Source organism: Halomonas citrativorans, assembly GCF_014898005.1.
In the GTDB taxonomy this organism is placed as follows: domain Bacteria; phylum Pseudomonadota; class Gammaproteobacteria; order Pseudomonadales; family Halomonadaceae; genus Vreelandella; species Vreelandella citrativorans.
In genome coordinates, this window is record NZ_JABUYX010000010.1 from 41909 (window position 1) to 54653 (window position 12745).

General features: G+C 53.7%; 13 protein-coding genes. 11 read left to right on the plus strand and 2 right to left on the minus strand.

Annotation, left to right across the window (positions count from 1 at the left end):
• From INT20_RS11105 to INT20_RS11115, 3 genes are all read left to right on the plus strand, one after another.
• Window positions 1-285 (plus strand): YeaC family protein, encoded by a 285-nt coding sequence (locus INT20_RS11105; protein WP_087111591.1) that lies wholly within the window; start codon window positions 1-3, stop codon window positions 283-285.
• On the plus strand, window positions 269-1114 hold the full coding sequence (locus INT20_RS11110) for a DUF2797 domain-containing protein (RefSeq protein WP_226912135.1): 846 nt from the start codon (window positions 269-271) through the stop codon (window positions 1112-1114). The genes INT20_RS11105 and INT20_RS11110 overlap by 17 nt, the downstream gene beginning before the upstream one ends.
• An 83-nt stretch (window positions 1115-1197) precedes the next feature.
• Window positions 1198-1623: a CopD family protein gene (locus INT20_RS11115; protein ID WP_193055117.1), complete on the plus strand. Its 426-nt coding sequence runs from the start codon at window positions 1198-1200 to the stop codon at window positions 1621-1623.
• Between the two features lie 21 nt (window positions 1624-1644).
• Here INT20_RS11115 and INT20_RS11120 read toward each other — a convergent pair whose 3' ends face one another.
• On the minus strand, window positions 1645-2106 hold the full coding sequence (locus tag INT20_RS11120; RefSeq protein ID WP_193055116.1) for a DUF2231 domain-containing protein: 462 nt from the start codon (window positions 2104-2106) through the stop codon (window positions 1645-1647).
• A 35-nt stretch (window positions 2107-2141) separates the two neighbouring features.
• Here INT20_RS11120 and coxB point away from each other — a divergent pair, with 35 nt between their 5' ends.
• The 4 genes from coxB to INT20_RS11140 are packed head-to-tail and all read left to right on the plus strand — an operon-like array spanning window position 2142 to window position 8292.
• A complete protein-coding gene (coxB, locus tag INT20_RS11125; RefSeq protein ID WP_193055115.1) occupies window positions 2142-3212 on the plus strand; it encodes a cytochrome c oxidase subunit II in 1071 nt (356 codons plus the stop codon).
• Window positions 3209-5737 carry a cytochrome c oxidase subunit I gene (ctaD, locus tag INT20_RS11130; protein ID WP_193055114.1) on the plus strand — a complete coding sequence of 843 codons (2529 nt, stop codon included), beginning with the start codon at window positions 3209-3211 and terminating at the stop codon, window positions 5735-5737. Before coxB ends, ctaD begins: the two co-directional genes overlap by 4 nt.
• A gap of 3 nt (window positions 5738-5740) precedes the next feature.
• Complete coding sequence (locus INT20_RS11135; RefSeq protein ID WP_193055113.1) at window positions 5741-6097, plus strand: hypothetical protein; 357 nt, start codon at window positions 5741-5743, stop codon at window positions 6095-6097.
• Window positions 6022-8292 carry a heavy metal translocating P-type ATPase gene (locus INT20_RS11140; RefSeq protein ID WP_319022154.1) on the plus strand — a complete coding sequence of 757 codons (2271 nt, stop codon included), beginning with the start codon at window positions 6022-6024 and terminating at the stop codon, window positions 8290-8292. The genes INT20_RS11135 and INT20_RS11140 overlap by 76 nt, the downstream gene beginning before the upstream one ends.
• 20 nt (window positions 8293-8312) lie before the next feature.
• Here INT20_RS11140 and INT20_RS11145 read toward each other — a convergent pair whose 3' ends face one another.
• Complete coding sequence (locus INT20_RS11145) at window positions 8313-8624, minus strand: winged helix-turn-helix domain-containing protein (protein WP_193055112.1); 312 nt, start codon at window positions 8622-8624, stop codon at window positions 8313-8315.
• Between the two features lie 84 nt (window positions 8625-8708).
• Between INT20_RS11145 and INT20_RS11150 the strand changes: the two genes are divergently transcribed.
• The 4 genes from INT20_RS11150 (at window position 8709) to INT20_RS11165 (ending at window position 12495) form a co-directional block, all read left to right on the plus strand.
• On the plus strand, window positions 8709-9521 hold the full coding sequence (locus INT20_RS11150) for a helix-turn-helix domain-containing protein (protein WP_226912136.1): 813 nt from the start codon (window positions 8709-8711) through the stop codon (window positions 9519-9521).
• A gap of 86 nt (window positions 9522-9607) precedes the next feature.
• Window positions 9608-10870 carry a tyrosine--tRNA ligase gene (tyrS, locus tag INT20_RS11155; protein ID WP_193055144.1) on the plus strand — a complete coding sequence of 421 codons (1263 nt, stop codon included), beginning with the start codon at window positions 9608-9610 and terminating at the stop codon, window positions 10868-10870.
• A gap of 199 nt (window positions 10871-11069) precedes the next feature.
• On the plus strand, window positions 11070-12254 hold the full coding sequence (locus INT20_RS11160; RefSeq protein ID WP_226912137.1) for a Na/Pi symporter: 1185 nt from the start codon (window positions 11070-11072) through the stop codon (window positions 12252-12254).
• A 10-nt stretch (window positions 12255-12264) separates the two neighbouring features.
• A complete protein-coding gene (locus tag INT20_RS11165; RefSeq protein ID WP_193055111.1) occupies window positions 12265-12495 on the plus strand; it encodes a hypothetical protein in 231 nt (76 codons plus the stop codon).
• Window positions 12496-12745: the final 250 nt, after the last annotated feature.

Sequence of the window (12745 nt, forward strand, 5' to 3'; positions counted from 1 at the left end):
ATGAGCGATATGACGTTCGATAAAATGATCAACCAAATGACACCTGCGATTTATGAAAGCCTTAAGCAAGCGGTGTCGCTGCGTAAGTGGCCCGACGGTCGCTTTCTTACCGCTGAGCAAACAGAGCTGTGTCTGGAAGCGGTGATGCGCTTTGAGGCTGAAAATAACGTGCCTGAAGAGAAACGCGTGGGGTATCTGGAGCAGCGTACCTGTGGAGCGGCGTCTTCTGGCGCAGGTGTTACGCCAGAAATGGCAGGTTTGGGACGGGATGCAACGCGTGGTTGAACAGGCAGTGCAAGGGTGTTTACGCAAGATGTCGGTCGTATTGCCTGACCGGCCGGGTGACCAGGTGAGTTACCATTTGCGTGCTGGGGATCAGCACATCCCCCTCAATTCGCGCGTAGGCAAGCCGATATCGCTTCATTGGAGCGGCGCTATTGCTTGTACTCACTGCGGTCGAGCGACTAAAAAAAGCTTTGCCCAAGGGCATTGTTATCCGTGCTTCAAGCGCTTGGCGCAGTGCGATACCTGCATCATGAAGCCTGAGACGTGCCACTTTTTTCAAGGCACTTGCCGCGAGCCTGAGTGGGGCGAAACGCATTGTTTCCAACCGCATATCGTGTATTTGGCGAACTCATCGGGTTTAAAAGTTGGCATCACCCGTAAAACACAGATGCCGACTCGTTGGATGGACCAAGGCGCTATCCAGGCGCTTCCCATACTTGAGGTCGACACGCGTCAGCAATCAGGGTTCGTCGAGATGCTTTTCAAAGAGCAGGTAAGCGACCGAACCAATTGGCGGGCTATGCTGAAAGGGGAGGTGGAGGCGCTTGATTTAATTGCCGAACGTGATCGCCTGTTGGAAACGCTTGATGGCGGTTTGAATCAGCTGCGCGACCAGCATGGCAATGACGCAATTCGTGAGCTGGATGAAACGCCCTACACGTTTGATTACCCGGTGGAGACGTTTCCACGCAAAGTGATTTCCCATAATTTTGACAAACAACCCTTGGTCGAAGGCGTGTTACAAGGCATTAAAGGACAGTATCTCATTCTTGATAGTGGAGTGATTAATCTTCGTAAATTCACGGGTTACGAAATCACCCTAAGGTAAATCGGCTAGCCAGAGTGGCGAGCGTTGACTAAGGTTAGTGGAGTGTTCTTTCACTAAGCCTAACGCAATGCAAGGAAGCCTCAATGCCTTGGCTAAAACTTCTTCATATAGCCTCGCTTGTTATCTGGTGCGGCTCGCTGCTGTATCTGCCTGCGTTACTCAGCTATACGCTGCAACTTCGTAAAGACGCAGGCTTTGCGCAGGGCTCTCCTCCCATGCCACGGTTTTTTTATATTTCTGTGGCAACACCGGCAGCGCTAATTGCCATATTTTCCGGCACGCTTCTCTTTATCTTGCATGGTTTGGTGGGCGGCTGGCTGGTGCTCAAATTGGGCGCTGTCGTTGCCATGGTGGCTGCCCACGGCGCCTATGGATGGCTAATTTTACGTCTGGAAATGGGGATTTATAAAGGCGTAAAAACGGCGTTAATACTCGCGTTTTTGGTGGCCCTGGCGGGCATTCTTTGCGTGCTTGGGCTGGTATTAGCCAAGCCGCTGGATTGGAGCTAGCCCGCCATGACCACTATCGCATCACTCTTCAACTTCGACACCGACGGCGTGTTCATACACGAGTTGGCCGCCCAGCCAGCCAGCCAACGCTACCAGTCCGGCGGTTACCACAGAAACCGCAATGCCCCAAGGCAGCACCAACTCCGGTTCGCTAAACCGGATCAGCCAGTTAAGCGAAGCAAGCGAGAGCATGACAACAGCGACAATAGCGTGGCTCCAGCCGGTAATGAGACGGCGAATTTGGCCTACGCTCACCAGGTCAATGATGCCTGCAATACTCGCCAGCCAGCCCCCAAGTGCCCCTATACCCGCCAGCCACAAACCTACGCGCAGCCAGAAAGGATCGTCGGTATACCAGTATCCCAAATCGCAGGCTACCAGGGCCATCAGTGCAGCCACGGGAAAGTGAACCATCAGCGGATGCAGCGGGTGGCCAGAAATAGAAGCGCGACTTTTGATATTACGCCTATTGGAGTTTGCCATTATCACTTCCTGTGGGCAGAAAAAAGGAATAAACAATGAGGGAACGCTACTTATGTCACGTCGCCTTGCTGTGTATTCAACGTGCTGTACCGCAGTGGGTCAACCGGTGCATGCTCACTCTGCTGGGCACTCTGACGTTAGGTCTTACAGGCTGCACGGGTGATAGGTCTATTCTAGACCCCGCTGGGCAAGCTGCACGCGATGTGGTCCTAATCTGGTGGATAATGCTGACATTTGCCACAGTGGTGCTGATTGGCGTGGTGGCGTTATGGCTTTATACCTTCAAACGTAAATACCAGGAACGTACGCCTCAAGAGGAGCGCAAAATTGCTCGCCGTTGGATTATTGGTGGGGGCATTTTACTGCCTGTTTTGAGCGTTACGGCATTACTTATTTTTGGGGTGCCGACTGGCAAGCGAATGTTGCCGCTACCGTTGGGCCAGCCCCCTGAAGTGATTGAGGTGATCGGCCATCAATGGTGGTGGGAAGTTCGCTACCCGGGAGCAGAAGGCGGAGAAGTCGTCACCGCGAACCAGCTCATCATGCCTGCGGGGGAACCTGTAGATTTTCACGTTACCTCCGCCGATGTTATTCACTCCTTTTGGATACCCAGGCTAGGTGGCAAGATCGATATGCTACCCGGGCGCACCAATGTTATTCGTCTTGAGGCCGATGCGCCGGGCGTCTTTGGTGGTCAGTGCGCGGAGTTTTGCGGTGCTCAGCATGCGAATATGGAGTTTTACGTTGAAGCCGTAGAACGTGAAGTGTATGACGCGTGGCTCGCTGAACGGCAGGAAGAGCGCTTGGCCGAACTAGCACTTGCAAATGATGACTTTGCCCAAGCGCGGGATGAGTTTGCATCTACCTGTGCCAGCTGCCATAGCGTTGCTGGGCTCTCTGCCTCCACTATTGGGCCTGATCTTTCTGATGTTGGTGCGCGCTATACCCTGGGCGCGGGCACGCTCCCCATGGAGGAGGGCGCTATTCACTACTGGTTGGAAAATCACCAAACGCTTAAGCCGAGTAACAAAATGCCATCTCATAACTATATGGATACTGCCACCTTGGAGTCCCTGGGTGCTTGGCTGGAGACCTTGGCCCCATGACAACGATTGATCGCGACGCAACTGGCCCTGAAGACCTTCAAAAGTTACACAATGACCTTGCAGAGGTATGGGCAAATCCTCCTGGTTTAAAAGCGTTAACCATAGTTAACCACACCACGCTTGGCCTTCGATTTATGGTCACCGGGATGGCCTTCTTTCTGTTTGGCGGCATTTTGGCGATGCTGATTCGCACGCAGATTGCGACACCCGATCAAGGCTTTTTAACGCCCGAAATCTATAGTCAAGTTACCACCATGCACGGCACGGTGATGATGTTTTTGTTCGCCATCCCCATTTTGGAAGGCTTGGCGATCTATATGATCCCCAAGATGATTGGCGCGCGTGACCTGGTGTGCCCGCGGTTAACCGCGCTGGGCTACTGGTGTTATCTGTTTGGCGGCATCATTCTTTCTTTCAGCATGGTGCTGGAAATGGCGCCGGACAGCGGCTGGTTTATGTACACGCCGCTTAGCAGTAGCGAGTATTCGCCAGGCCTCGGCTCCGATTTCTGGCTGTTGGGGATCACCTTCGTTGAGATTTCGGCGCTTTCAGCCGGGGTAGAGTTGGTGGTTTCCATTCTACGAACCCGTACTCAAGGGATGGCGCTGCACAAGATGCCGCTGTTTGCGTGGTACATTTTGGCCATGGCGCTGATGATTGTGGTGGGGTTTCCGCCCCTTATTCTGGGCAGTATCTTGCTAGAGCTTGAGCGTGCTGTAGGCATGCCATTTTTCGACATCGCAGGCGGCGGCGACCCGGTACTCTGGCAGCACCTGTTCTGGCTATTTGGCCACCCAGAGGTTTACATCATCTTTCTGCCGGCTGCCGGCATTGTTTCGACGCTGATTCCCGTCTTCGCCGGTCGGCCTATCGTAGGCTACGGCTGGGTTGTATTCGCCATTACCGTGATGGGATTTATTAGCTTTGGGCTATGGGTCCACCACATGTTTACGGTGGGCATCCCCCAACTGGCTCAGGCATTTTTCTCAGCTGCCAGTATGCTGGTGGCGATACCTACTGGTATTCAAATCTTTGCCTGGTTGGCCACACTGTGGCTTGGTAAACCCAAAATGAAACTCCCGATGCTATGGATCGTCGGATTTTTGGTCATTTTTGTGTGCGGTGGTTTAACCGGCGTTATGTTGGCGCTAGTGCCCTTTAACTGGCAGGTGCATGACACGCACTTTGTCGTGGCGCATATGCACTATGTACTGGTAGGCGGCATGCTTTTCCCGTTAATGGCCGGGCTTTACTACTGGTTGCCGCTCTTTTCAGGGCGGATGCCCTCTGAAACGATTGGCAAATGGGGCTTCTGGCTGGTGTTTATCGGCTTCAATGCCACCTTTTTGATTATGCACTGGACAGGTCTTTTGGGAATGCCCCGGCGGGTTTATACCTATGACACGGGATTGGGCTGGGATATTTTTAACTTGCTGTCTTCCATCGGCGGGTTTGTGATGTCGGCAGGGTTCGCCATGGTGCTGATTGATATCGCGCTGCACTTTCGCTACGGCAAACCCGCCAAAACCAATCCATGGAATGCGGATACACTGGAGTGGGCCAATAAACTGCCACCGACTCCCTATAACTTTGTCAGCTTGCCTCCTATTGAAACACGTCACCCGCTTTGGGAGCACCCTGAGTTGCCGCAGGAGATGGAAGAAGGCAAACACGGCCTGGCCTCAGCAGACCACGGCCGCCGCGAGATGTGGGGCACCGATCCGCTAACCGGCAAAGTGCGTGAAGTTATTCATGTGCCCAGTAACTCCTGGTGGCCGCTTTTTGCTGCTATGGCGCTGGCGATAGTGTGTATCAGCCTGTTATTGCGCTGGTACCCGTTGGCCGGTTTGGGGGCAGTGGTGGCGGTCGTTTTCCTGCTGCGCTGGTCGTGGGAGAACGGGGCCCATCCTAAAGCGGCACCTAACGCTAATGTTACGCCTGGCGACCCACCACTGCACTCCCGAACCATGGATGGCCCCGGCGTTTGGGCCATGACAACCGCAATGATCGCCAATGGATCTTTTTTCCTATCTTATCTATTTGGCTGGTTTTATCTGTGGACGATATCGCCTGAATGGCGGATGCCCGAGACATCGCCGCTTTCCTTAATAGCGCTTGTCATCGCGGGTGGCGCATTACTGGGTGGTGCGGCGTTAATGGAGAAGAGCGTACGAGGACTGCGTAAGCAACAAGAGCGTGGCTTGGCATTTAACTTTTACGGCGCCGCGCTATTGGGCGGCATTCAGTTTGCGCTGATTTTATGGGTAATGGTACGCGCTAACCTGGCGGTTACTGAAACGTCGCATGATGCAATTCTGATGGTAGGCCTCTACTACGCGCTGCTGCATAGCGCCTTGGGGGCGGTACTTTCCCTGCTCCAGGGCTTACGTGTTGGTTATCGCTATGTGGGATTGCATGCGCCGTTTGAACCGGTAGTCGTCGCTTATTTCTGGCGCTATAACGTGGTGGTGTTCTGGATATTGGTTATTGCGCTGGCCGTGTTACCGCGCGTGATTGGAGGCTAAGCGATGAAAGCAATCGTGCAGCGATTAAATCTTACTCATCCGGGCCATTTTGTAGGTGGGTTGACGCTTTGGAGCATCTGGTTTGTCGCCATTTACGGCGGGCTATCGGTTGCCTGTGCCCTGGTGCCGCCTGAGCCTGACCAAGGTGCATTTAACCATATCAATATCACTCTGCTGTTGCTGAGCCTGATAACCGCCGTGTTATTGGCCGGGCTTGCCTGGGGGTGTTTTCAGGAAGCGAAACAACATAAAGGGCGGCAGCACTTTAATGCCTTTGTGTCCGCATGGCTATACGTGTTTTCTGCCTTGGGCGTGGTGTTTGTCGCCGGGCCGATGGTTGGCTTACCGCCTTGTCTGTAAGCGGTAAAGAGCCACCGATGCAGGCGCAGGGGGAGCCAAGCGCCAAAGAAGCGCTGTACACGCTAAACGGCATGTGGTGCACCAGTTGTGCGCTCGCCGTGGAGGGCGTGCTTAGCCACCGAAAGGGGATTGAGAGCATCAGCGTTCACTACCCAACCGCCACGCTATGGGTAAAAGGAGCTGCTGAGGCTATCTCGCTCGACACGTTGGCCCCTGGAGTAAAACGCCTGGGCTACCGATTAACCGAGCTGGAAGCTGGTGCGGACGCGCATGCGCGCCTTGAGCAGGAAAGCCGCTATTTGAGTTTACGCCTGCTGGTGGGGGCCGTGTTTGGCATGTGGACCATGTTGGCATCTCTTTTAATTTACGCAGGAGCGTTGCCCAACCCAACGATTGAGTGGGTCGTCGCTTGGGTGTCGGGGGCATTTTCTATTCCCGTTGTGACTTTTGCCGGGTGGCCGTTTTATCGAGCAGGCCTGCGCACGCTGCGTGCCAAACGTCCGGGCATGGACGTGCTGGTTACCCTCGGCGTTTGGTCTGCGGTCGTGGTGTCGTTCGGACTTTTGTGGCGCGGCTCTGCCGAGGTGTATTTCGATACGGCCGTCATGCTCATTGTGCTTTTGCTAGGCGGGCGGCTAGTGGAAACGCTGTGTCGTCATCGCGGGTTAAAAGCCCTTGATGTCCTGCCCCAACCAAAGGGTGAGGCGCTGGTGTGGGAGGGCGCCAAGTGGCAGGTGAAACCCTTGGCTGAGGTGCTGCCGAGTGCCAGCGTAATGCTCACGCCAGGTGAGTTTATTGCGCTGGACGGCATTTTAGAAGAGGCCGCGTGGGTGGATACCGCATCGCTGACAGGGGAGAGCACACCTCGCCACTTTCCTAAAGGCGAGCCAATTTATGCCGGCTGTCGGTTACTAGGCAGCGATGATGTCACTATGACGGTCACTCATGCCTTGGGCGATCGGCGTCTGGACCGTCTCCGCGACCAAATGCGCCACTATCAGACGCAAAAGGGCGAGCTGCAAAAACTCGCCGACCGCTTTGCTGCCTGGTTAAGCCCCGTGGCGTTGATACTGGGGTTAGCTACTCTGCCGGTTGGGCTATTGTTGGGGCTTGGCCTTGAAGATGCCGCCGTTCGAGCGCTTTCAGTTCTGGTAGTCGCATGCCCCTGCGCCGTAGGTTTGGCCGTGCCACTGGCAAGCCTCGCGGGGAGCGGCCGACTGTTAAACCAGGGGATCGCCTTGCGCGACCCAGCAGCGCTTGAAACGCTGGCGAGAGTAAAAACCATTGCCCTGGATAAAACCGGCACGTTAACGAAGGGCGAACCGGTGCTAGTAAACTGGGTAGGCCGCGAAGGGATGACCGAGCCAGCGGTTAAAGCCACGTTGTATCAAGTGGCAGCCAACAGCCAGCATCCCTTGGCCCAAGCGCTCAAGCGTTGGGCGGGTTCTGACCCGGCATACGTGCCTCGGCAAGCCCAGGTGATAGAAGAGGTGCCTGGGCAAGGGGTTCATCTTCACTTGCCAGAACATGGCGATATTTGGCTAGGCAGCCAGCGCTTTTTAACTCGTCAGGGTATTGAGCTACCTGAACATGAAACGGATACCTCACTTGCCGCCTCTGAAGTGGTACTTGCGGACGCCTTGGGCTGGCTAGGCAGCTTCTACCTTGAAGATACGCCGTATGAGGATGCCGCGCCGAGTATTCAATCACTGCAAGCCGATTACTGGGTGGTCATGCTGAGTGGAGATAGGCCTGGCGCCGTTGAGGCGGTGGCTGAGCGCCTTGGGCTGGTGCCGAATGCATGTTTTGCAGAGCGTTCGCCGGAGGCGAAAGCCCGCTTGGTTCAGGGGCTGCCAGGGCCTACGCTGTTTGTGGGCGATGGGGTTAATGACACCTTAAGCCTGACGGCCGCCGATATTGGGGCAGCCCCTTTCAACGCCAGTGATGCCGCCCGTGAAGGTGCAGCTGCGCATTTACTGAAACCGGGTGTTTCTAGCCTGGTTGAGGGGCTTGCCACTGCTCAGGCAACTCGGCGTGTCATGTTGCAGAATTTAACCCTGTCGGCCGTCTATAATACGCTAGCACTGGGCTTGGTGATCGTGATGGCCATCCCCCCGCTGGTGGCGGTACTGGCCATGGTCGCCAGTTCATTAAGCGTTACGCTGAATGCTGCTCGGCTTGCCTGGCGTGATTGAGCATCTGAACCAGCAGGCAATCAAAACGAGATCGAGGGATAACCCAGTGCCTCGGCCAGCCGTTTTGCCTGATTTTTGACCCAGGAAGGGTCAATTGGCCCCCAACTGATAATCCGGTATTCACCACTGTTATGGCGCTCGCCTTGGGTTGGTTGAAACTGGCATTCAATGTCCAGTTCGGCAAGTGACGCAATCGTATCCTGAGCCGTACGACGCGGCATGCCGCAGGCGCTTACGAGCGCAGGTACGCTAGCGACGCCCTGGTCGATCAGGTAAGCCACGTAAAGACGTCGATAAAAGCTGGATTTTGTCTTGCTGAGAGAGTCGGTCATAAAATCTACCGTGTGAATGTCTTATAAATGAGCGCGGACTAAAGCATACTGAACGTCCTCTGCCACAGCCACCGTTTAATACGTATGCCTACTCTCTTTAAAGACGTCATGCCGCATGCGTTAACGCAGACGATTGATGCGCTGCACACGGTGAGCTTCACCTCACAGCTGACGGCGCTTCTCAAAACCATTATCCACTTTGACTGTGCGGTGATCATTGGGTACCGGCCTGATAAACACCCTATCTACCTGTTCGATTCCATTCCCGAGCGCCGTGAGCTGCTTTTTCAGCGTTACTTGCTACAGGATTACCAGCAGGACCCTTTTCTGGTAGCGCTCGACCAGGCACCGCGCCAAGGTGTGCTGTGTATGGCCGATGTGGTACCGCCTGCCGGGTATAACGAGTATGCCAGCAACTTCTATCAGCGAACCGGCTGGCAGGGTGAACTTTGTCTCGCCATTCGTCTGGATGATGCCCGCTGGATAGTTATCTACTTGGGATTGTTGGCGGAGAGTGGCGGGTTTTCTTCCTCCGATGCCCACTACCTTGAGCTGTATATTGAGCTGCTGGCCGCGCTGTGCCGCAAACAGTGGGGCAATAATCCGCTGTATCTTTCTGAGCCTTTGCAGCCCGATCAGCCGATTAGCCAGCACATTCACCAGGCCATTGGCAGCTTTGGGCAGGCGCATTTAACCCACCGTGAACAGCAGGTGGCTGCCTTGATGGTGCAGGGCCTGGATTCCGAAGAGATTGCCGAGCGCCTGCAGATCACCCAAGGTACGGTCAAGAATCACCGCAAACGTATTTACGCCCAGCTGGGTGTGGCGTCGTTAAGCGAGATCTTTGGCCTGTTTATCAATCATGCCATTACCGCACCGCCCGTCACCCAATCCTGATTTCTATCCCTTTAGGGATATCGCGGATTGCGCCGCCAACTTTTAGCCTATGACCATCTTCTCTAATGGCTAAAAAGGCGAGCATGATGACTGTACAGGCATTGCTTCACGACCTTGAACGGCGTGGTTTGATTGCGCAGACAACTCACCTGGATGAGCTTCAGGCTCTGCTCGAATCACCGCAGACCGTTTACTGCGGTTTTGACCCCACGGCGGGCAGCCTGCATATCGGGCACTTGGTGCCCTTATTGATGCTCAAACGCTTTCAGGATGCCGGCCACCAAAGTGTGGCGTTGGTCGGGGGGGCCACCGGCTTGATTGGTGATCCCAGCTTCAAGGCGGCGGAGCGTTCGCTTAACTCTCCCGAAACGGTTGAGGGTTGGGTTAACGCCTTAAGCGAACAGATTTATTGGTTGATGGCCCCGCACCTCGAAGCGCCCCTGAAAGCGGTTAATAATGCAGAGTGGATTGGCCAGATTAGCGTGATCGACTTCTTTCGCGATGTGGGCAAACACTTCTCGATGAATGCGATGATTAACCGTGAATCCGTTCGTCAGCGTCTTGAACGGCCTGACCAGGGCATGTCGTTTACTGAATTCAGCTATGCGCTGCTGCAATCCTATGACTTTGCCCACCTCAACAAGACGTTGGGCTGCCGGTTACAAGTGGGTGGCAACGACCAGTGGGGCAATATCGTCAGTGGTATCGACCTCACACGCCGCCTGAACGGCGAGCAGGTGTTCGGTATGACGCTGCCGTTGATCACCAAATCCGACGGTACCAAATTCGGTAAAACGGAAAGCGGCACGGTATGGCTCGACCCGGAACAGACCTCGCCTTACCAGTTTTACCAGTTCTGGTTGAATACGGATGATGCTGACGTTTACCGTTTTTTACGCTATTACACGTTCATGGATTGCGATCACATCGACGCAATCGAAGCAGAAGACAAGCAGGCCGCTGGCAAGCCCCAAGCGCAGCGTGTACTTGCTGAAACCATTACCCGCTTTGTGCATGGCGAGGAGGGGCTGGCTGCTGCTCAGCGTATTTCCCAGGCGCTGTTCAGTGGTGAAGTAGCTGCGCTCTCATGTAGTGAGCTACAGCAACTTGAACTTGATGGGCTACGCTGCCAAGACGTAGCGTTTGGACAGACGCTGGAAGAAGCTATGGTGGCAAGCGAACTCGCCTCATCCAGGCGGCAGGCCCGTGAATTGATTGACCAGAACGCTGTACGTATCAATGGCGAGCGCGCCGAGCAAGGGCAGCTAAGTCAAGCATTCGCGCTTTTTGACCAATACTGGATCGTACAAAAAGGTAAAAAGCACTTTCGATTGTTCAAGCGTGGGTAACTTACATGGGATGCCGTTTCCAGGAAGTAGCAGCATTCGCTTGATGTTGCCCATTGTGAACAACCTCTCTTCGATCCAATACCGTTCGCTCTAACACGATAGTGCCACGCCGTTGTCACGCCTATGTCACTTATAGACGCCACTCTTTGCAGGAGTGGGTGGGTTATACGTGCGTTCTTCCTTCCAAGAGGATGTGGCAATGGCCGAAAATATCAATAGTGCTGTGCAAGAGGTCTTACCAAGCCAGGGTCGCAGAATAAAAGTCCGGCGCAAGGGCACGCTAAGGCAGTGGCTCACGCTTGCATTGCTGGTGTATTTCCTGATCTGTGCCGTATCCATCATAGGTAATGGCTTTAAGATTGCCGCGGGCGGCCATGCCGCTCAGTTGTTTGAATTTGCCACCAACCCCTTTGTTGGTTTGATGATTGGGATTGTCGCGACGGCCCTGATACAGTCATCTTCAACCGTTACTTCTGTTATCGTGGCGTTTGTGGCGGGTGGCCTGCCTGTCGCTATGGCGGTGCCCATGATTATGGGGGCCAATATTGGTACTACTGTTACCAATACATTGGTAAGTCTGGGCCATGTACGTGATAAAGCCGAGTTTAGGCGGGCGTTCTCTGCCGCAACGGTGCATGACTTTTTTAACTTGCTGGCCGTGGCGATTTTTCTGCCCATTGAGCTTATTTTTCATCCGCTTGAAAAGCTGTCGAACGCTACGGCGTTTCTGTTTTACGGTGATGCTGACCTTTCCATGGGTAGTATTAATATTGTTGGGATGGCAACAAAGCCGATTACCTCTTCGGTTGAAAGTGTCGCCATGAACCTGCCCACGATTGCCGGTGGCGTTGCCATGATTATTTTTGGTATTGCCGTGATTTTTTTAGCGATTCGTTATATCGGCGCACTGCTGAGAGTATTGATGGTAGGGCAGGCAAAAAACATTATGCATAACGCCATTGGACGTGGCCCCGTCGCCGGTATTGCTTCTGGTGCTGTGGTGACGTTTTTAGTCCAGTCTTCCTCTACCACCACAAGCTTAATGGTGCCGTTAGCTGGGTCAGGCGCATTCTCTTTACGTCAGATTTACCCTTTTACATTGGGCACCAATATTGGCACGACGTTTACCGCGCTACTTGCTGCCACCGCAATCACTGGGGCAACTGCCATACTGGCGCTGGAAATCGCACTGGTTCACCTCTTCTTTAATTTATTTGCGGTTGTGGTGATTTTTGGCCTACCGTTTTTAAGACCACTGCCTGTTAAGGGTGCCGAGTGGCTAGGCCGTGCCGCCTCAGAAAGAAAAGCACTCGCCGCTGCTTGGGTATTAGGCGTATTTATTGCCGTGCCAGCTATCCTGATTGCGCTCACCACGCTGTTTTGAGGAAACACCCATGACCCATCAACACGAGCTAGTATCAACATCGACCGCTGAACTCAAGGCCATGCTGGATGACTCTTCCGAGCTCATTGAAGAAATAAGAGAAGAAATTGCACAAAGAGAAGCGCAAGAGCGCGAACTAGAACCTTTCGATACGCTGATTAAAGAAGCACGACCCAAAATGAACGAAATTCGTAGTTTCTTTACGTTAGTGCTTAATGAGCTACGCCACCGGCCTAAATAAGCGTTACGAATAGCGAAAGCAACAAAGGCTACTCCTTTAGGTATTTGTTTGACACTTTCAGTAAGCTGAGAGTATGTCAGGCAAATGCCTTTTTATGGGACCTGTTAGATCATGCCATACTGTATTTTCATGTCTTGACTATATTCCATTATAGCACTGTTGTTTATTCGTCAGCACAAATGGTTGCTTGTTGAATATTTATCTTTCTAATTCTTGGTCGAGTCACCCAGTATTCATTAAATGATGGCTG

Bases quoted from the DNA above. Each gene is read 5' to 3' on its own strand.
- INT20_RS11115 (WP_193055117.1), top strand. From the start codon at position 1,198: ATGCCTTGGCTAAAACTTCTTCATATAGCCTCGCTTGTTATCTGGTGC.
- INT20_RS11135 (WP_193055113.1), top strand. From the start codon at position 5,741: ATGAAAGCAATCGTGCAGCGATTAAATCTTACTCATCCGGGCCATTTT.
- coxB (WP_193055115.1), top strand. From the start codon at position 2,142: ATGAGGGAACGCTACTTATGTCACGTCGCCTTGCTGTGTATTCAACGT.
- INT20_RS11160 (WP_226912137.1), top strand. From the start codon at position 11,070: ATGGCCGAAAATATCAATAGTGCTGTGCAAGAGGTCTTACCAAGCCAG.
- INT20_RS11165 (WP_193055111.1), top strand. From the start codon at position 12,265: ATGACCCATCAACACGAGCTAGTATCAACATCGACCGCTGAACTCAAG.
- INT20_RS11120 (WP_193055116.1), bottom strand. From the start codon at position 2,106: ATGGCAAACTCCAATAGGCGTAATATCAAAAGTCGCGCTTCTATTTCT.
- ctaD (WP_193055114.1), top strand. From the start codon at position 3,209: ATGACAACGATTGATCGCGACGCAACTGGCCCTGAAGACCTTCAAAAG.
- INT20_RS11105 (WP_087111591.1), top strand. From the start codon at position 1: ATGAGCGATATGACGTTCGATAAAATGATCAACCAAATGACACCTGCG.
- INT20_RS11140 (WP_319022154.1), top strand. From the start codon at position 6,022: ATGGCTATACGTGTTTTCTGCCTTGGGCGTGGTGTTTGTCGCCGGGCC.
- INT20_RS11145 (WP_193055112.1), bottom strand. From the start codon at position 8,624: ATGACCGACTCTCTCAGCAAGACAAAATCCAGCTTTTATCGACGTCTT.
- tyrS (WP_193055144.1), top strand. From the start codon at position 9,608: ATGACTGTACAGGCATTGCTTCACGACCTTGAACGGCGTGGTTTGATT.
- INT20_RS11150 (WP_226912136.1), top strand. From the start codon at position 8,709: ATGCCTACTCTCTTTAAAGACGTCATGCCGCATGCGTTAACGCAGACG.
- INT20_RS11110 (WP_226912135.1), top strand. From the start codon at position 269: ATGCAACGCGTGGTTGAACAGGCAGTGCAAGGGTGTTTACGCAAGATG.